Origin of the sequence: Pseudomonas sp. AP19 (assembly GCF_001728855.1) — a bacterium.
Lineage (GTDB): Bacteria > Pseudomonadota > Gammaproteobacteria > Pseudomonadales > Pseudomonadaceae > Aquipseudomonas > Aquipseudomonas fluorescens.
Genome location: NZ_LXJP01000010.1, coordinates 59,317 through 77,920 on the forward strand (window position 1 = coordinate 59,317; position 18,604 = coordinate 77,920).

Sequence of the window (18,604 nt, forward strand, 5' to 3'; positions counted from 1 at the left end):
GATAGACCTTGAACGGCCTGGGGGCAAGGTTGTTAGAGGCGGGCGAATGCCTGCCGATAGGCGTTGATGATAGTGGCGCCTGCGGTCTTATCACTGCGATTCATGCAGCCCCAACCGGCCTTCTGATAGTGCTGACGCGCCCGCCGCGCCGTTGGCTAGACTCGGCTGACGGCTATTTCTTGCATAGGACATCCCCCATGAGCATGACGTTTTCCGGCCAGGTCGCCCTGGTGACCGGCGCCGCCGCCGGTATTGGCCGCGCTACCGCGCTGGCGTTCGCCGCAGAAGGCTTGAAGGTAGTGGTCGCCGATCTGGACGTGGCGGGCGGTGAGGGCACGGTTGCGTTGATCCAACGGTCAGGGGGCGAGGCGCTGTTCGTGCGCTGCAACGTCACCCTTGATGCGGACGTGCAGCAATTGATGGCGCAGACCGTCGCCGCTTATGGGCGCCTTGACTATGCCTTCAACAACGCCGGGATCGAGATCGAGAAGGGCAAGTTGGCCGACGGCACACTGGACGAGTTCGATGCAATCATGGGCGTCAACGTCAAGGGCGTGTGGTTGTGCATGAAGTATCAGCTGCCGTTGTTGCTGGCGCAGGGCGGCGGGGCGATCGTCAACACCGCATCAGTGGCGGGGTTGGGGGCGGCACCGAAGATGAGCATCTATGCCGCGTCCAAGCATGCCGTGATCGGCCTGACCAAGTCGGCAGCCATTGAGTACGCGAAGAAGAAAATTCGCGTGAACGCGGTGTGCCCTGCGGTGATCGACACCGACATGTTCCGCCGTGCCTATGAAGCCGACCCGCGCAAGGCAGACTTTGCCGCCGCCATGCACCCGGTCGGGCGCATTGGCAAAGTCGAGGAAATCGCCAGCGCCGTGCTGTACCTGTGCAGCGATGGGGCCGCGTTTACCACTGGCCAAGCGTTGGCGGTGGATGGCGGCGCGACGGCTATCTAGGACTCAACGTCACGCACTCTTCGAAAAGGCCAGGGACGCTGTGGGGCGTTTCCATGGCTGGCACAAGGCCTCGTCAGAATGTGTATCAGTAGGTAAATAAGTCAATAAAATCAATACTTTAATAAATGTTTGCGACCGGTTTTACCGGGCTTCTGTGCTTAACTGTTTGGGGTAATAACAGACAGTTGAAGTGAGTGGCTCATGGATTTAGGGATCGATCGACAAGCCCTTGTACCGGTGGTGCAGCAAATCGTCAGCGCGGTGGCGCAATGGATACGCCAGAGCGGCGCGAGCCCCGGCACGCGCCTGCCATCCATCCGGCAAGTGGCCCTCGATAACCTGCTCAGCCAGTCCAGCGTGGTCGAGGCATTCGAGCGAATGGTGGCCCAGGGGTTATTGGCCTCAAGGCATGGCTCGGGATTTGTGGTGGCCCAGCCGCCTGTTTCCCTTGAACGCCAGTGGTACGAGGGCGCGGAGCTGACGTGGGGCGCCTTCGTCGAAGGCCCGTTGGGCGAGTTGAAGCTGGGATGCGGCTGGTTGCCGGACGCGTGGCGCGAAAGCGACGACCTCTGTTATGCGCTACGTGAAATCAGCCGTACCGACACCGCCGGCCTCTTCAACTACAGCACGCCACTGGGGCTGCCGGCGTTGCGTGAGCAACTGCTCAAGCGCCTGACGCAGATAAAAGTCGCCACTCACCTCGATTGCATCCTGACGACCCACGGCGCCGGCCACGCCCAGGACCTGTTGATACGCACACTGCTCAAGGCCGGCGACACCGTGGTGGTCGAGACGCCGGGCTATGCCAACCTCTATCGGCAGTTGGAGCGCCACGGCGTTACGTTGCTGGAAGTCCCGCGCACCGTGGGTGGCCCGGATATTCCGGTGCTCGAAACGCTGCTGCAACGCCATCGCCCGCGGTGCCTGTTCATCAATTGCCTGTACCACAACCCCACCGGTACCAGCCTGTGCCGTGCGATAGCCGAGCGGCTGCTGCAACTGGCGCGTAGCGAAGACTTCCTGATCATTGAAGAGGACGTCTACGGCGACTTGCAGCACGCCAGTTGCACGCGCCTGTCGGCGTTACCCCACGATGGCCGGGTGATCTATGTCTCGAGTTTTTCCAAGACCCTCAGCAGTGCGTTGCGCGTGGGTTACGTCAGTGCCGGCGCGGCGATCATTGCGCAAATGGCCAGCCTCAAGACGCTGACCGGCATCGGCACCTCGCGTTTTGCCGAAGCGGTGGTCGCCACGCTGCTGACCAATGGCACCTACCGCAAGTGGGTGCAGCGCCTGCGCAAGCGCTTGAACACGCAAATGGCCGCGACCCTGCAGGTGCTGGAGGATGAAGAGTGGGAAGTGTTTGCTGTGCCCGCCGGCGGTATGTTTGTGTGGGCGCGGCCTGGCATAGGCGATCGCTCACGGTTGCAGGCCTGTGCCCGGCGACTCGGCGTGTTGTTGTCGCCCGGCGCGCTATTTAACCCAAAAGGTGAAGCCAGTGACTGGCTGCGCATCAATGTGGCCTATGCTGATGATCAGCGCGCGCTGGCGTTGTTCCGCGCCATGGGGCCTGCAGGATCGACCTCGACCATTCTGAAAACGACGAGCATGTAGCTTTTTGCCATTATTGTGGCGCCAACGTCTTGTGCCGGTGGCTCGTCGTTGCGAATCTCCCAGCATGGAAACCAGGCTTGATGGCATTTGCCATTCCAAGAGGATTCAAGTGCAATGATTTCGGCCGTGCAACGACGTTTTGCCAACCTCGGTATGGCGAAAAAACTGGGCTTGGGCTTCGCTCTGGTGCTGCTGTTGACTGCACTGGTGGCGGCCATTGGCGTGTGGTCCCTGCAAACCGTGGGGCAACGTTTTGAAGGCCTCAAGGCGATGTCTTCGCTCAACAGTGGCTTGCTCAAGGTGCGCTTGATCGAGCAGGACTACGCGCTGCACGCTGACCCCAAGGCTGTCGATGCCCTGCATGAAAGCGTCGATGCCCTGGCGGCCATGGCGGCCACGCTAAAGGCGCAGTCCGCCGCCAACGTGCCGGCGATGAGCGATGTTGAGCAGGCATTGGCCGCTTATCGCAAGGCGTTCGACGAATTTGTCGAGTTGACCCAGACCAAGGACCTGGCCTTGGAGATGGCCAGTTGGTCGGTGTCCAGTGTGGCCAATAACCTTGACGTGCTGCAGGCCGGTTTGGCCGATGATGGGGCCTATGGCCTCAAGGAAAGCCAGGGTAAGGACGGCGCCGAGTTTATCGCACAGGCTGGGCAAGTCAGCCAGGTGTCGCGGTTGATGCTGCAAGCCATGAATGAAGCGCGGGTGCGCCTGGATCAGAGCCGCAAGGCGGATGCCGACAACGCCGAGCAAGGCAAGATCGAGCAGGCCGACGAGGCCCTGGCTCAGGTCGAACAGTTGAAAACGGCGGTCAAGGATCCGGGTTACCAGACCGTGCTCAACGAAGTGTCCGGACATATTGCCGCGTTCAGCGAAAAACTCGGCGAGTACACCGGGCTGCTGGCCCAGGAAAAAGTCGTCTACAAGCAGTTGCATGACCGCGCCGATCAGGTGGTCAGCCGGGTCAACCAGGCCTACGACGCCGAAGACCAGTCGATGCAGGCACAGTTGAAAAAAAGCGCGGTGCTGATCATCGGTTCCTCGGCCTTGGCCTTGCTGGTGGGGTTGATTGCCGCATGGGTGATTACCCGGTTGATCGTCGCGCCCCTGCGCAGTGTGATCGCCGTGGCCCGGCAGATTGCCGCCGGGGACCTGAGTGGGCGCATGGAAGTCAGCCGTCGTGATGAGATCGGCCAGTTGATGCAGGCGATGCAGCAGATGGGTAACGGCCTGAGCCAAATGGTCAGCGGGTTGCAGGCGGGGATCGAGCAATTGGCCAGCTCGGCGCATTCACTCTCCAGCGTCACCGAACAAACCAATGTTGAAGTCAGCAGCCAGAAGGAAGAGACCGAACAGGTCGCCACGGCGATGAACCAGATGACAGCCACGGTGCATGACGTGGCGCGCAATGCCGAAGAGGCTGCGCAAGCCGCGCAGACCGCCGATGACAAGGTTGAAAGCGGTCAGCAGGTGGTGCGCCAGAGCCTGCAGCGCATTGAATTGCTGGCAACGTCGAGCACCAGTGCCAGCGCCAGTATCGAGAGCCTGAGTGCGGAAATCCACCACATCGGCACCGTCTTGGGCGTGATCAAAAGCGTGGCCGAGCAGACCAACCTGCTGGCGCTCAACGCCGCCATCGAGGCCGCCCGCGCAGGCGAGCAAGGCCGCGGCTTTGCGGTGGTGGCTGATGAGGTGAGGGCGCTGGCCAAGCGTACTCAGCAATCGACCGAGGAGATCGAGCGGCTGGTCAGCACCTTGCGCAGTGCGGCGCAGTCATCGGTGCAGCAGATCCAGCAGAGTGGCGAATTGGTCAAGTTGGCGGTCAGTGATGCCCTGGAAACCGAAAGTGCGTTGGGCAGCATCGCTGTGGCGGTGTCATTGATTCAGCAAATGAACCAGCAAATTGCAGCGGCGGCCGAAGAACAAAGCTCGGTGGCTGAGGAGATCAATCGCAGCGTCACCAGTATTCGCGCGAGCGCCGATCAATCGGCGCTGAGCATGCAAGGTAATGCCGCGTCGAGCATTCAGCTCGCGCAGTTGGGGGCTGAGCTCAAGGGCATGGTGGGGCACTTCCGCCTTTGATCGTGCCGTGTTGGCCGCGATCAAAGGGCGCAAGGGCGATCAGGCGTTGTTGGCGAGGAAGGTCAGCAGCGCTTCGTTGACGAAGTCCGGGTTTTCCCGAGCGCAGATATGCCCGGCCTCTGGAATCAGGATCAGGCTGCAACCGATCAGCTCGGCCATTTCCTGGGACTCGGCGGGTGGCCGAGGCTTGTCCTGTTCGCCGCACATCACCAGGGTCGTCTCAGCGTTCAGGTGTGGCAGTTGATCCAGCACGTCGGCACGGCTGAAGATCAGGCGCCCCAGGGGCACGATGCTCTGCAGCAGGCGTTCTTTGGAAAACGCTTGCAGGGCCTTGCGGAAATCCTGATACAGCGCCGACTCACGATCGATACCCGGGCGGAAGAAGATCGGTGCGACCACATCCAGCAACGGTTCGGGGATGGCGCCAGCGTCTTCGATCATCTTGAACAGCGAGAAATAATACTGACGCGTGGTCTCGGGCTCGGCGCCCAGGTAGGTGTCCATCAGTATCAGGCTGTTGATGCGCTCAGGTGCCCGCAATGCCAGGCGTGCGCCCCACATGCCACCGACCGACAGGCCCACCAGGTTGACCTGAGCAATGTCCAGTTGGTCCAGCAGGGCCAGGGCCTGGCGCGCCAGGTCATCCAGAGAGTGGGTCTGGGCCGGTAGCGGGCCTGACTCACCGTGGCCCCACAACTCGGGGACGATGACGCGGTATTGTTGCGACAAGGCGTCAATCTGCGGTGCCCACATGTCGCGGTCCCACAGGTAGCTCGAACCAAGGAGGACGACGGGGCCGGTGCCCTGGTCGACATAGTGCAGCGGTTGTCCATCAATCACGGCAACAGGCATAGCAGGCCTCTAACTTCACGGAGTGAGGGGCACTTTTTTACGCTAGTCGGGGGCGGGGGGATAGGTGCAAAGTGATGGCATGTGCCGAGTAACTCGCCACATGCCAGGCAGGACGATCAATCGTAGATGGCTTTCTTTTTCCACTCCGCGTCGGCATCGACTACTTTCAGGCCTTCCGTCAACTCGTTGACTTCATCCTCGGCGGGCGCGCTGTTGGTCAGCACCGTAGAGTTGGCGCGGGCCAGTTGACTCTCGAGCAATTGCAACTGCGCGCTATAGAGCACCGGCTCCGGCTGTTTGCGCAAGTACTGTACGCCACGCTCGAACGCCAGGCGTGCCTGGCCGGGCTGGCCTTGTTGCAGGGCATGCTGGCCGAGGTTGTTGAAGAACTCGATGTGCAGCAGCACAAGAATATGGCGAATTTCCTTGATCCAGTACTTCGCCTCGTTGGTCGGCAGGAAACCGTCCTGGGCGGCGCGAGTGACTTGACCATGCAAGGCTTCCAACAGGAAACGCACGTCCTTGGCCTTGGCTTCGGTCTGGATCGGCGCCGGCGGGTTGGTCACCGGAATGGATTCGCCCTGGCCGATCAGCGCGTTCAACTCAGTGATACGCGCTTTAAGCGGCGCGCTGGACTTATTGAGGTTCAACAGACGCTGGTTGACGTTGAGCTCCAGGCGGGTCAGCAACAGCTTGAGCTTCGGGGTCATCAACTGGCCGGGGAAGGTCTCGGTGATTTCACCGCAACGACGCAGCCGGTCGTTGAGTTCGATCTCGGTGCGTTTCTTTTCCAGTTTGTTGTTTTCCACCACGTGGTTCATGTAGCCAATGGCGATCAGTATTGCGATCCCGGCTACTACCAGCAGGGTGATCATGAGTGGTGTCACCGGTGTGACCTCTTTATGGGGTTTACTGTGGAGTGTAGTGACTGGACCATCCGGCGGATAGGACTGTTCGACCAGTTGCCAGGTAGTTTCTTCTATATAGGCAAAGGCGCGCTGTATAGATGCACATTGCCATCATTTGCTGGGGCGAACTATAGCGCCTTGTCGGGCGCCAGAATATAGGCGTCAAAGCCCGGACGGGCAGATTGCCCGCAAAGCCCTGGAAAGCAGGGCGAAGTCATTGATTTAAATAAATTTATCCTTGGGGGTTGACGACCTTTCAATCCATCCATAGAATGCGCGCCACTTACAGCGTAAAGCACACAGCGAAACGCGGTAGGGAGTGAATGTTGTACGTGTGTCCCCTTCGTCTAGTGGCCTAGGACACCGCCCTTTCACGGCGGTAACAGGGGTTCGAGTCCCCTAGGGGACGCCATATGCGGGAATAGCTCAGTTGGTAGAGCACGACCTTGCCAAGGTCGGGGTCGCGAGTTCGAGTCTCGTTTCCCGCTCCAATTTACAAGCAGTGTGGCTTTCGGGCGGCACTGAGTGAAACCAGGACCAAGTCTTCGGATGAGGCCTCTGGGCACTGAAATACACACCATGTGTTTCAGTAGCGTGTCCCCTTCGTCTAGTGGCCTAGGACACCGCCCTTTCACGGCGGTAACAGGGGTTCGAGTCCCCTAGGGGACGCCATTTGCGGGAATAGCTCAGTTGGTAGAGCACGACCTTGCCAAGGTCGGGGTCGCGAGTTCGAGTCTCGTTTCCCGCTCCATATTTAACGAAAACGCCGATCAGTGATGATCGGCGTTTTTGTGTGTGCTGAATTTTATCCTCGCACACCTACTTCGCTTCACCCAAGGGTTGGGTGAGCATCAAGAATTGATCCCGCCCGACGCTGACCACTGCATCGTGGCATCGCAGTGCTGAACCCTGCCTGCAATGCGCTCACTGGCAGGGCTCTTTAACAACAACGCCGATCAGCGATGATCGGCGTTGTTGTGATGACGGCGACAGCAGGTGCTATGCCAGTCAGAGCTTCGGCAATTGCCCGACACGTCCCATCATTTCAGTGACAATCTGCAAGTCCAGCAGGAACTGGTCGACTGTCTTGAATTCACCGTCAGTATGCCCGGTGTATTTGACCTCCGGCCGCGCCAGACCGAATTGCACGCCATTGGGCAGTTCATGCACGGAGGTGGCGCCGGCCGACGTGCCGAACGTGTGTTCCATGCCCAGGTTTTCGCTGGCCACGGCCAACAAGGCCTTCACCCATTCCCCTTCAGGGTTGCGGTACATTGGCTCGGCGACCGAGTAGGTAAAGCTCACGGCTACGTTGGTTTGCTTGTCCCAGGCGCTGAGTTTGTCGGCAATTTCTGCCTTGAGCACTGCCGGGGATTTGCCCTTTGGTACGCGCAGGTTCACCGCCAGCTTGAAGGCTTTGTCATCCAGACCGACAAAGGTCAGCGAGGTGGTCAGCGGCCCCATGAACGCATCGGAGAAGCCAACGCCCAGTTTGCCACCCAGGTAATCCAGGCCCCAGTTGTCAGCGGCGTAACGTGCGGCGTCGGTGATGTGGTTGTGCTTGAGAGCGATTTTGCCGTCGATGCTGTGGATCAGTTCCAACATGCGCGCGACCGGGTTGACGCCCGATTGCGGTTCAGACGAGTGAGCGGACACGCCGGTGACCGTCAGTTTGACCTGCTTGCCATCGACCTTGGCGTTGACCTCAAAGTCGCCGCCATTGCGCTTGGCGTATTCCGAGCCGGCTTTTTGCAGGCTGGCGGCAAGTTCTGCGGGCGTGTCGCTGACCAGGGTGGCCACCGACACCGAAGGAATCTGGTTGGTGGCCATGCCGCCGGTCATCGCGATGATTTCCGCGCCGTGGCCTTCACCTTTGCGCACCGGGAACGTCGCCATGACCGTACCGTAGCCTTTCTCGGCAATCACCACCGGGTAGCCGCCGTCCAGCGCCAGGTTGTATTGCGGCGTCGGGTTATGTTCGAAGTAGTAAGGAATCGCGTCGCCGGAGGTTTCCTCGGTGGTGTCCACCAGCAGCTTGAAGTTGCGCGCCAGCGGCAGCTTCTCTTCCTTGATGACCTTCATGGCATACATGGCCACTACGATGCCGTTTTTGTCATCCTCAGTGCCACGGCCATACATGCGATCGCCGATCAGCGTGACCTTGAACGGGTCGAGTTTGGTGCCGTCCTTGAGCACCCAGTTTTCCGGCGTGACCGGTACCACATCAGCATGGGCGTGAATGCCGACCACTTCATCGCCGCTGCCTTCCAGGGAGATTTCGTACACGCGGTTATCGATGTTACGGAAATTCAGGTTGAAGGCCTTGGCCAGGCTCTGAATCTTGTCGGCGATCTTGAGGAATTCCGGGTTCTTGTACTGCGGCAGGCCGTCGACATTAAAGGTCGGGATTTCCACCAGCTCGCGCAGGGTTTCGAGGGCGGCTTTGCCGTACTTCACGCGCGTATAAATACCCAGCAGGCGGTTGATTTCATTTTGCTGGTCGGCGGTCAGGGTTTTATTGGCCAGGAAGGCATTGATGGCTGGCCCGACGTCATCGGTTTTCGCCAGGTCGCCCTTGGCCAGGGTGCCGAGGAAACCACGAAAATCGCTGACAGATGTTTCGTTGAAGTGCTTGATGATCGCCGCGCTTTGTTCGGCGCTGATGTTGGCGGAAGCCGGTGTGGCGACGGCCGAAAGGCTGGCGGCGAACAGCGTGGCGGCAACCAGTTTTTTAAGGGGAAAGTGCATTGCTGGAGGCATTCCTTTGCAGGTAGTAAGTAAGGTGTTTCTGATCAAACTGTCAGAAACATTTCCACACACTACCATCACCAAGCACGGGAGAGGGAGACCTTGGCGTGGGAAATGTCGTACTTAAATGCCAACTATATACAGATCCAAATGTGCGCGCGGGCGTGCTCGCGAAGGCGGTGTGTCAGTCGAAGCCGGCGTTGACGGGTGCATCGCTATCACGGGCAAGCCCGCGCCCCCAGGGGGGCGGGGGTTGAAGCACGTTTCACATCAGGGTTTGCCAGGATGAGGCTCGGGATACTGCGCCGCTACGTCCAAAGGCTTGGCATAGGGCCCGTCCCACAACTGTTCATGCAGCTCTGCGACACGCTTGGCCATCGCCGGGTCGTGCATCACCACTTCCAGGTTGCGCGAGTTATCCAGATACCCACCCAGCCAGTTGCTGGTGCCGACCCAGGCGACTTGCCCGTCGATCGCCATCGTCTTGCTGTGGATCACCCGCGCATAAGGAATAAACCCTTGCCTGGCCTCGGGCAGGGTGACGATTTTGATCTCTACGTTGGGCAGCACGGCCAGGCTTTTGAGGTAGGGCAGCTCCAACGTGTCGGTGTTCCAGTTGGACACCATCAGCTTGATCGACACCCCACGCGCTGCCGCAGCACGCACGGCGTTGTCGATCACCGCGTAGTACGGACGGGTCCTGTCCGGTCCGTAGGACAGTGGCGCGTAGTCGAGCAATTGCACACGCACTTCGTGCTTGGCTTCGCTGAGCAGGCGCGGCAGTTCCAGCTGTGAGTCGCCCACGCCCGGCGGGTTGTAGCGTTGCGGGCTGGCCACCAGGTAGTTGCCGGTGCGCGCCGGTGCCTGGCTTGCGGCAGGCAGTGGCACCGGTTGTTTATCCGCAAGGGCGGCCTGGGCTTGCCAGTCCTGGTTGAAGATCGCCTGAACCTGGCTGACCACGCTGGCATCGCTGATGCGCAGCCCGGTCTCGTGGATATGTTCCAGCGAACGCCAATCGAAATTCTGGCTGCCGACAAACGCCTGCTTGCCATCCACCACCATGTATTTGGCGTGGATGATCCCACCGCTCAGTTGCGCGTACGACAGCACGCGGAAGGTCAGGTTGGGGATCGCCCGCAAGCGTTCCAGGGTGGAGGCTTCCGACAGCCGAATGCCTTTTTCTTCGAGCAAGAAGCGAATTTTCACCCCGCGTTTGCCGGCAGCTTCCAGGTGTTCGATGACCTTGTCCATCACTGAGCCGGGATGGTCGGCCGCGTAGAACTGGGCGATATCAAGGGTGCTTTTCGCACCGTCAAACAACTCGATCCACACCGGGCCAGGCTGGCGCAAATCGGCGGTGCCCAACGCGGTGTCCACCGGTACGGTGTGCACCAGTTCAAACCCTGGAATCGAAAAGTCCGCTTGGGCAAGCGGACTGAGGAATAGGCCGGCGAGGCCTGCGATACGCAACTTCATCGATAGGGACATAGGTGTCTCGACAGGCAAAAAGAAGGGCGGGCGCCTGCTGCGCCCGCCCAGCAGGTCATGCAGTGCGGGTGTGCAACGGGGTCGGCACCAGGTGCGGCACTTCACCCTGTACACGGGCCCCGGTGGCGGCGCGGATCAGCAGGATTTTCAGCTGATCGTTGATGCGCTCCAGGCTGTCCTGGAAGAAGTTGTGGAACACCACGCAGAACAGTGCGATGGCGATACCCAAACCCGTGGCGAACAAGGCCGTGCCGATGCCACCGGAAATCTGGCCTGGGTCGGACACGCCGGCACTGGCCAGCGCCTTGAAGGTGTCGATGATGCCAAGGATGGTGCCCAACAGGCCCAGCAACGGCGCGGCGGTGGTGATGGTTTCGATGATCCACAGGCTGCGCGACAGCGGTGCGCGGGTCTTCAGGTACTGGGTTTCGATTTCGTCATCCAGGTCTTTGCGCGAACCATGGGACGCCTTCTGTGCCAGGATCGGCAGCACCATGTTCAGCGGCAGGCTGTCACGGCGGGTCAGCGCTTGCGGCAGGTCGCGCTCGCTGTGCACGTTGGCGCCCAGCACGTCGGTCAAGGCCCGCGCCTGGCGGCGTACGTAGGCGAAGTAAATGCCACGTTCGATGGTGATAAAGATCGCAATCGCCATCGCGGCATACATCACATAAAAGGTGATTTGGTGAAGCAGGTCCATGTCCATGAGTGTTTTCCTCTCAGGTGGTTAATCAGAAATTCGCTTCCAGCGAAACCGTGACGGTACGGTCCAGGCCAACGATGTACGCCGGGTCGCCATCGCGGAAACCGCTGTAGCTCGCCGAGTTGGTCTTGGTGGTGTACACGCCGTCCAGGTACTTCTTGTCGAACAGGTTGTCGACGTTCAGGCGCAGGGTTGCGTCCTTGACCACTTTCTTGTCGACCGGCAGGTAGATACCGGCGCCGAGGTTGAAAACGGTGCGCGCGGAGATGGCTTCGTCATTGGTCAGGTCGCCATAGAGCTTGCTGGTGAACTTGCCACCGAACGTGCCGTAGAAGCGCCCATCGTCATAGCCGAGGTTGGCCGCCAGCATGTTGGTCGGCACGTTGGCGAATTGCTTGCCGCTGGTGGGCAGCACGATCGGTTTGCCGGCGCTGAAGACGGTCAAGTCATCCTGCTGCTTGGAGCTGGTGTAGGTGTAGGAGGTGTAGTAGTTGAAATGGTTGGGCAGTTTGCCGCTCCACTCCAGTTCCAGGCCTTTGTTGATCACGGTGCCGGCGTTGATGTCAGCGGAATCCCCGTTGCTGTCCAGGGAGGTGAGCTGGCGATTTTTGAACTGCATGTAGAACAAGGTGGCGGCGAGGGTCGTGTCTTCGCCGGTGTAGCGCCAGCCCAGTTCCTGGTTCCAGCTCAGTTCCGGCTTGGAGTCCAGGGAGCCCACGCCTTTGTCGTACAGTACGTAGTTCTGCGGAATACGCATATTGCGCGACAGGCTGTAGAATAACTGGTCACGCTCGTCGAGCTGGTATTTCAGGCCGGCGTTGGGCAGCAATTTGTTGTAGGTCTGGTTGGCTTTGCCCGGTTGTTCGGTGAGGCTGCCGTGGTTGGTGCCTTCACGTTCGACGTTCATGTAGGCGATGCCGGCGATCAGCGTCCAGTCCGAGTTGATGTACCAGGTGTCCTGGGTCCAGACTTTTTGCGCAGGCGTCACGGTGTAGCGGTCGCGACCCTGTACGGTGTTGCCGTTCGCATCGACCACGGAACTGCCGTCCGGCCAGGTGTCGCTTGGTTTGCCGCTGTTTTTGAGGGCAATGAACGGTTGGGTCTGGCTTTGGCGCGCGCGCTCGTACCAGTAGCCGAATTGCAGGCTGTGGTCGCCCAGGTCCCAGTTCAGTTTGGTGGTGATGCCCGGGCGCCAGGTCTGGGTGCGCGAAGGGCGGTAGTAGACGCCCGTGGTGGCGGAGCCGTCGGCGTTATATTGGGCCGCCGTCGGCAGGTTGCCGAGGTCGAAAACCCCACCCTTGTTCGAGCCGCTGTTCAGCGCATACGCGGAGGAGCCTACGCCGCTGCCGTTACCGTAGTAGTAATACGGGATCACCGAGAGGGACAGGTTGTCGCGCAGCTTGTACTGGGTGTTGAGCACGGCGGTAAAGGTTTGGAACGGGTTCTGCGCCAGGTCGTAGTAGCTGCTGATCTTGCCGTTGGAGCCCACTGCCGGCGTTGCCGGGTACGGGTCGTATTTGCGGCCGAATTGCTGGAACTGCGCCTTGGTCAGTTGGCTGTAACTGTTGTTATCTTGCTCGTGGTACTTGAGGATCAGGTTGGCCGTATTGCCGTTGCCGGCGTCGAAGAAGCTGTTCCACTCCACCTTGTCGGCGCGCACCGCACCCGAGCCGCGCCACATCTGGCCTTCGGTATGGGAGGCCGACAGCCAGTTGCTCAAGCCGTTGACTTCACCGGTGTTAAGTCGGGCAAATGTCTTGCGGGTGGCGTTGCTGCCCACCACCTGTTTAACGAAGGCTCCGGTTTCCTTGGTTGGACGAGTCGTCACAATGCCGATGTTGCCGCCGCTGGAACCGATGTGCGGGCCGTCGGCTTCCGATGAGCCCTGGGTGACAAAAATCTGATCGATGTTTTCCGGGTCGCCCAGCAGGTTGGAATACAGCGCGTAGTTGCCGGAGTCGTTGATCGGCATGCCATCGACCGACATACCCACCTGGTCGGAGTTCATCCCGCGCATGGTGAAGCGAAAGCCCGAAAGGCCGGTGTTGTCCTCGCTGGAGATGTTCAGCCCCGGCGTGTACTTGAGCTTGTCGATGGCGTTGCCGGTGGCGGCCTGCTTATCCAACGCTTCCTTGGTAATGGTCGAGCGGCCTTTGGCACTCTCTTCCTGGACCATGTAACCGCCCCCAGCGGTTGCCTTGCCCTGTACGCCAATCGTGCCGACGTCACTGTCGCTGGTCTCTGCCATGACCACTCCGTGGGTCATGCTCGTAGCGGCAACGAGTGCCAGATGAATGCGGGTGAACCTCATCACTGTCGTCCTGGTGTCGGGTGCTTATTGCACGCTGTAGTTGAAGGTGGCGGTGAAGCGTTGCTCGTTACGTCCACCGAAGGCTTGTTCGGGGAACGGCTTGACCTGCTTGATGCGGCGCAGGCTATTGGTAGCGGCCCGATTGAGCAGCATGCTGGGCGCCGGGGTCTGAATCCCGGCGTCGAGGACGCGGCCTTGTCGATCCACCATCAACCAGACCACCACCTCGCCACTGGGGCGTTCGAGGGACGCCTGGCGCCCGGTGGGGTATTGCTTGTAAGTGTCCAGCTCGTTGCGCAGCCCCTTGAGGTAGCCGCCTTCCAACGCCTGGCCATCCACTTTGGGCGGTGCCGGCGGGGCGGGCGGGGCAGGCGTTGGTGCCACAGCAGCCGGTACCGGTTTTGCCGCGACCGCAGGTGCCGGCGTCGGCGTGGGTGTCGGCTTGGCAGCAACGACGGGCTTGGGCTTGGGGACCGGCTTGGGCTTGGGCTTGGGTTCAGGTTTTGGCAATGGCTTGGGCGGCGGCGGTGGCGGGGCCGGTTCGGCCTCTTCATCCTCGATGACCGGCGGTGGCGGCTCTTGCTCCACCACGGGTTCGGGAACCACCTCGGGCTCGGGCTCGACCAAGGCCAGTTCAACCGCCGACTCGTCGTACTGCGGCTGGATTTTCAAGGGTTGGGACTGGATACCCAGTGCAATCAGCACCAGGGCGATCAGGGCCGGGACACTGCCCAGCAGCCGACGCGTACGAAACAGTGCATACATGATCAGGACTTACGCGTGGCGATGGACACGGAGGTAAAGCCACCCAGGCGCAGGGTGTCCATGACTTCCACCAGGCGCGAAACCTCCACACCTTTGTCGCTGTTGACGATGATTGTCGATTTGGTGTCAGGCTTTTCTGCGGCCTTCAGTGCTGGCACCAGCGCGTCAACCGCGAGGTCCTTGCCGTCGAGCTGCAACTGGCCTCCCAGGCCCAGGGTCAGGATGAATTTGTTCTGTGGCTTGAGTTGTTGTGAGCTGCTCGCGCTGGGCAATTGAGTCTTCATGCCGAGTGCTGGAATCACGTTCAGGCTTACCAGTACGAAAAACACCAGGAGGAACATCATCACGTCGATCATTGGGATCAACTCAATGTGCGCCTTGCGTTTTTTGGGTTCATCCCAGGTTCTCATTCTGTTACCCCGTCATTGAATTAGGGGCGACACGCTAACAGTCAAAAATGACCGAATGGTTAACTTTAATTTACGTTTTAAAGGCTCTAGGACACGTCTTACAGGCGTTTCAGTTTGCGGTTTTATGACGTAATGAAACTGACACGCAGGGCGTACATTCTTGAGGAATTTATCTCGAGAGCCCGCGCGTATGTCGACTGCATTGCCTCATCTATCCACCGCGCGGCTACTCTTGCGGGCGCTGGAAATGGACCAGGCCGAAACACTGTTCCACCTCGCCAACGGGCCGAAAATCGCCGACAACACGGCGAATATTCCGTCGCCCTACACCCTGGAAACGGCGCAGGGGTTTATTGCCGGAAACGCCGAAAAATACCGCGCGGGGGAGTTGTTGAACTTGGGTATGCACCTGCCTGAAACTGCTGCGTTGATCGGCATCGTCAGCCTGCGGCTTAACCTGCGTCATCACTATGGCCATCTCGGTGGCTGGGTCGCGGCGCACTGTCGCAACCAGGGTTACGCGGCTGAAGCGGCGAGCGCAGTGATGGCTTTCGGCTTTACCGAACTGGGGTTGCAGCGGGTGGGCAGCCAGTGTTTTGGGCGCAATAAGGAATCGGCGCGGGTCATGGAGAAAATCGGCCTGCGTTACGAGGGCTGTATGCGCCAAGCGTTTCTGAAAAATGGGGTGTATGAGGACTTGCTCGGCTTCGCCACCGTGCGTGACGACTGGGAGCGCCGCCTGTGAGTGGCGCAGTGGACCATGATCGGCGGCGGGTCCTCAGTGGTCTTGCAGTCGCCACCGCGTTTTCGATTCTCAGCCCCTTTGCGCGCAGTGCCGGGGTTGATTATCCGTTTACCCTCGGCGTCGCATCCGGTGACCCGCTGCCCGATGGCTTTGTGATCTGGACGCGCCTGGCGCCGTTGTTTAACGCCGCGGACGGGCGGGGCGGCTTGAACCGCGCCGTGCCAGTGCGCTGGCGGGTGGCCAGCGATGCGGCGATGCAGCGCATCGTCAAACAGGGTGAGGTCATGGCAACCGAACGTTTCGCCCATTCGGTGCATGTCGAGGTGGCGGGGCTGGAGGCGGGCCGGCCGTATTGGTACCAGTTTGACGGCCTTGGCGCACAGAGCGCGGTGGGCCTGGCACGCACGACGCCGCCGCCGCAGGCCATGGCGTCGGCACGGCTGGGGTTTGTCTCCTGCTCACATTGGGAGCGGGGTTACTTCAGTGCCTATCGTCACCTGGCAGCGGAGCAACCCGACCTGGTGTTCTTCCTTGGCGACTACATCTACGACAGTTCCTATGCCGCGGACTCGGGCAAGATCATTCGCCCCCATGGCAGCGGCAATGCCGTGAGCTTGCGCGACTACCGCAACCGTTATGCGCTGTACAAAACCGACCCGGACTTGCAAGCCCTGCATGCCGCAGCACCGAGCATGGTGACCTGGGATGACCACGAGGTGCAGAATGACTACGCCAACCGTTGGTCCCAGGACCCGAAGATTCCGGTAGGCCAATTTCTCCAACAACGCGCCGCCGCGTACCAGGCCTTTTACGAACACATGCCGCTGCGCGCCAGCAGCATGCCCAAAGGTCCGGACATGCGCGTTTACCGACGCCTGGACTACGGCCGGCTGGCGCGTTTCCATGTGTTGGATGGCCGACAGTACCGCTCCGAACAACCCTGTATCCAGGCCAATGGCAGTCACCAAGGGCATATTGCTGCCAACACCTGCGCCGACCTGCGCGACCCCCGTCGCACGATGCTCGGCTGGCAGCAGGAAGCCTGGCTTGACCAGGGGTTTGCGCAGTCGAAGGCGCAGTGGAATGTGATCGCTCAGGACTTGCTGGTCGCGCCACTGACCCAGCGCGATTTGACCCGCCACAAGGTGGGCCGCTGGACAGACGGCTGGGACGGCTACATGGCGAACCGCTCACGCATGTTGGCGTCCATCGAGCGTCATCAGGTGAAGAACCCGGTGTTCTGGGGCGGTGATATCCATTCGTTCTGGACTAACGACCTGCATGCCGACGCCAACAACCCGGACTCGCGCATTGTCGCCACCGAGTTCGTCGGCAGCTCAGTGACCTCCGATGGCCCGCCCTTTGAGGCGTTCAGCCAGATCCTGCCGCTCAACCCGCATGTGAAGTTTTTCGACAGTCGCCAGCGCGGCTATGTGTCGGTGGAGCTTGCAGCTGCGAGGATGCTCACCCACTTCCGGGTGATTACCGACCCGCGTGATCCACAGGCCACCGTGTCGACGCTCAAGTCGTTTGCGGTGGAACCGGGTCGGCCGGGGGCGATGGCTCTCTAGCGGATATTTCAACGTGTAGAACCGGAAGCGTCTGACTTGCCGGGTGCTAGGGGCGTATTGATAAATGCTCGCCTCTCAAGACTCTGCAAGGAAGTCCGGCTTTTATGTCAGCCTATCGTCGTGCGTATTTTCAGGAAGTGAGCAGCACTGGCAGGTTGGTGCTGCCGTTGTTGGTGGGGCATGTTTCGGTGGGGCTGATTGCCTTGGTCGACAACGTGATTGCCGGCCATCACGGCACCGTCACCCTCGCAGCCGTGACGTTGGGGACAGCGCTGATGTGGTTGCCGATGCTGATTCCGATCGGCACGCTGATCGCGTTGACGGCCCAGGTGGCAACGTTGTCCGGTGCGGGGCGCGAGTCTGAAATAGGCGCCGTGTTTCGCCAGGCAGTGTGGCTTGCCGTGGGAATGGGCGGGTTGATGTTCCTGTTCCTCAGCCTGGTGCCGCTTGGGCTTGAAGCCGCCGGTATCGCCGCTGAAGTCATTCCGCAGACGCAAGCGTTCCTGGCCGCCGTGCGCTGGGGTAGCCCGGCGCTGACGGTGTTTTTTTGCATGCGCTATTTGAGCGAAGGCATGCGCTGGATGCGCCCGACCATGGTGTTCGGTTTTGGCGGGTTGTGCGTGCTGGCACCCTTGGGGTACGGGTTGACCCATGGTCAGTGGGGGCTTCCGGAGCTGGGCGCGCAGGGGTTGGGAATTGCCTCGGCCACCCTGATGTGGCTGCAAGCGATCCTCTTCGCGCTCTACTTGTGGCGCACCCCACGGTTTGCGCATCTGCGCCTGTTTCAGCGTTTTGACTGGCCAGACCTTGCGCAGCTTCAACGCTTGCTGGGTATTGGGATGCCGATAGGTGTCGCGATTCTGATGCAAGGCGGTTTATTCATTGCCAGCTCATTGTTGATCGGCCAATTGGGTGCCATACCGCTTGCTGCGCACCAGATTGCAGTCAATGTGGCGCAGGTCTGTTTCATGGTGCCGGTGGCGGTGGCCGAAGCGACCACGGTGCGGGTAGGGCACGCGCTTGGGCGGGGTGACTGCACGGGTATCCGCCGCGCGACGATGGCAGGTTACGGCATTGTCTGCGTCACTCAGTTGTTCTCGGCAGCGGTATTGTTGTTTGCCCATGCCGAGATCGCGCAGTTGTACACCCGTGATGCTGCGGTCATCGCATTGGCTTCGAGCGGTGCTGTATGCCGCGCTGTTGCAATTGCCGGATGGCTTGCAAATGCTCGCGTCCGGGGCGTTGCGAGGGCTGCAGGATACCCGTGTCCCGATGATGATCGCGGTGTTTTCCTACTGGGGAATCGGCATGCCCCTGGGGGCCTGGCTGGGGTTGGGGCTTGGTTGGGGGTCGCAAGGGATGTGGGTGGGCCTGATCACCGCGCTGGGTATCGCGATGGTGTTGATGGGTTGGCGCTTTCATAACAGCCCTCGTCTCCTGACGAAGGCTGT

At 60.4% G+C, this 18,604-nt stretch carries 14 protein-coding genes, 4 tRNA genes and 1 pseudogene; 11 read left to right on the top strand and 8 right to left on the bottom strand.

Annotation, left to right across the window (positions count from 1 at the left end; all coding sequences use genetic code 11):
* Positions 1–197: 197 nt before the first annotated feature.
* The 4 genes and pseudogenes from A7D21_RS10030 to A7D21_RS36605 all read left to right on the top strand — a co-directional run bounded on the left by A7D21_RS10030 (position 198) and on the right by A7D21_RS36605 (position 4,655).
* Positions 198–959, top strand: coding sequence for an SDR family oxidoreductase (locus tag A7D21_RS10030; RefSeq protein WP_053255260.1), 762 nt, complete (start codon positions 198–200; stop codon positions 957–959).
* 201 nt (positions 960–1,160) lie between these two features.
* Positions 1,161–2,573, top strand: a complete 1,413-nt coding sequence (locus A7D21_RS10035) for a PLP-dependent aminotransferase family protein (protein ID WP_053255261.1) — start codon at positions 1,161–1,163, stop codon at positions 2,571–2,573.
* Between the two features lie 996 nt (positions 2,574–3,569).
* A pseudogene (locus A7D21_RS36600) lies at positions 3,570–3,797 on the top strand (HAMP domain-containing protein); the annotation flags it as partial.
* Positions 3,798–3,812: 15 nt separating this feature from the next.
* The gene (locus A7D21_RS36605) at positions 3,813–4,655 is read left to right on the top strand and encodes a methyl-accepting chemotaxis protein (protein WP_371850839.1); all 843 of its coding nucleotides are present in this window, start codon (positions 3,813–3,815) and stop codon (positions 4,653–4,655) included.
* Between the two features lie 39 nt (positions 4,656–4,694).
* Here A7D21_RS36605 and A7D21_RS10045 read toward each other — a convergent pair whose 3' ends face one another.
* Positions 4,695–5,507 carry an alpha/beta fold hydrolase gene (locus A7D21_RS10045; RefSeq protein ID WP_069551631.1) on the bottom strand — a complete coding sequence of 271 codons (813 nt, stop codon included), beginning with the start codon at positions 5,505–5,507 and terminating at the stop codon, positions 4,695–4,697.
* 116 nt (positions 5,508–5,623) lie between these two features.
* Positions 5,624–6,394, bottom strand: coding sequence for a hypothetical protein (locus A7D21_RS10050; protein ID WP_053255264.1), 771 nt, complete (start codon positions 6,392–6,394; stop codon positions 5,624–5,626).
* Between the two features lie 357 nt (positions 6,395–6,751).
* Between A7D21_RS10050 and A7D21_RS10055 the strand changes: the two genes are divergently transcribed.
* The 4 genes from A7D21_RS10055 (at position 6,752) to A7D21_RS10070 (ending at position 7,166) form a co-directional block, all read left to right on the top strand.
* Positions 6,752–6,827, top strand: a tRNA-Glu gene (locus A7D21_RS10055).
* A 3-nt stretch (positions 6,828–6,830) separates the two neighbouring features.
* Positions 6,831–6,906 (top strand) — tRNA-Gly (locus A7D21_RS10060).
* 105 nt (positions 6,907–7,011) lie between these two features.
* Positions 7,012–7,087, top strand: a tRNA-Glu gene (locus A7D21_RS10065).
* A gap of 3 nt (positions 7,088–7,090) precedes the next feature.
* Positions 7,091–7,166: transfer RNA gene (locus A7D21_RS10070), tRNA-Gly, on the top strand.
* Between the two features lie 257 nt (positions 7,167–7,423).
* Here the strand turns inward: A7D21_RS10070 and A7D21_RS10075 are convergent.
* The 6 genes from A7D21_RS10075 to A7D21_RS10100 form a co-directional block, all read right to left on the bottom strand.
* A complete protein-coding gene (locus tag A7D21_RS10075) occupies positions 7,424–9,163 on the bottom strand; it encodes a dipeptidase (RefSeq protein ID WP_053255265.1) in 1,740 nt (579 codons plus the stop codon).
* Between the two features lie 270 nt (positions 9,164–9,433).
* Positions 9,434–10,651, bottom strand: a complete 1,218-nt coding sequence (locus A7D21_RS10080) for a phospholipase D-like domain-containing protein (RefSeq protein WP_053255266.1) — start codon at positions 10,649–10,651, stop codon at positions 9,434–9,436.
* A 55-nt stretch (positions 10,652–10,706) separates the two neighbouring features.
* Entirely contained in the window at positions 10,707–11,354 is a 648-nt protein-coding gene (locus tag A7D21_RS10085) for a MotA/TolQ/ExbB proton channel family protein (RefSeq protein ID WP_053255267.1), read from the bottom strand.
* Positions 11,355–11,379: 25 nt separating this feature from the next.
* On the bottom strand, positions 11,380–13,662 hold the full coding sequence (locus A7D21_RS10090; RefSeq protein WP_053255268.1) for a TonB-dependent receptor: 2,283 nt from the start codon (positions 13,660–13,662) through the stop codon (positions 11,380–11,382).
* Between the two features lie 24 nt (positions 13,663–13,686).
* Positions 13,687–14,427 (bottom strand): energy transducer TonB, encoded by a 741-nt coding sequence (locus tag A7D21_RS10095; RefSeq protein ID WP_069551632.1) that lies wholly within the window; start codon positions 14,425–14,427, stop codon positions 13,687–13,689.
* A gap of 2 nt (positions 14,428–14,429) precedes the next feature.
* Positions 14,430–14,837: a biopolymer transporter ExbD gene (locus A7D21_RS10100; protein WP_053255270.1), complete on the bottom strand. Its 408-nt coding sequence runs from the start codon at positions 14,835–14,837 to the stop codon at positions 14,430–14,432.
* Positions 14,838–15,027: 190 nt separating this feature from the next.
* Between A7D21_RS10100 and A7D21_RS10105 the strand changes: the two genes are divergently transcribed.
* The 3 genes from A7D21_RS10105 (at position 15,028) to A7D21_RS10115 (ending at position 18,577) form a co-directional block, all read left to right on the top strand.
* On the top strand, positions 15,028–15,582 hold the full coding sequence (locus tag A7D21_RS10105; RefSeq protein WP_053255271.1) for a GNAT family N-acetyltransferase: 555 nt from the start codon (positions 15,028–15,030) through the stop codon (positions 15,580–15,582).
* Positions 15,579–17,153, top strand: a complete 1,575-nt coding sequence (locus A7D21_RS10110; protein ID WP_069551633.1) for an alkaline phosphatase — start codon at positions 15,579–15,581, stop codon at positions 17,151–17,153. The genes A7D21_RS10105 and A7D21_RS10110 overlap by 4 nt, the downstream gene beginning before the upstream one ends.
* A 104-nt stretch (positions 17,154–17,257) precedes the next feature.
* Positions 17,258–18,577 (top strand): MATE family efflux transporter, encoded by a 1,320-nt coding sequence (locus tag A7D21_RS10115; protein ID WP_218188677.1) that lies wholly within the window; start codon positions 17,258–17,260, stop codon positions 18,575–18,577.
* The last annotated feature ends 27 nt before the right edge of the window (positions 18,578–18,604 follow it).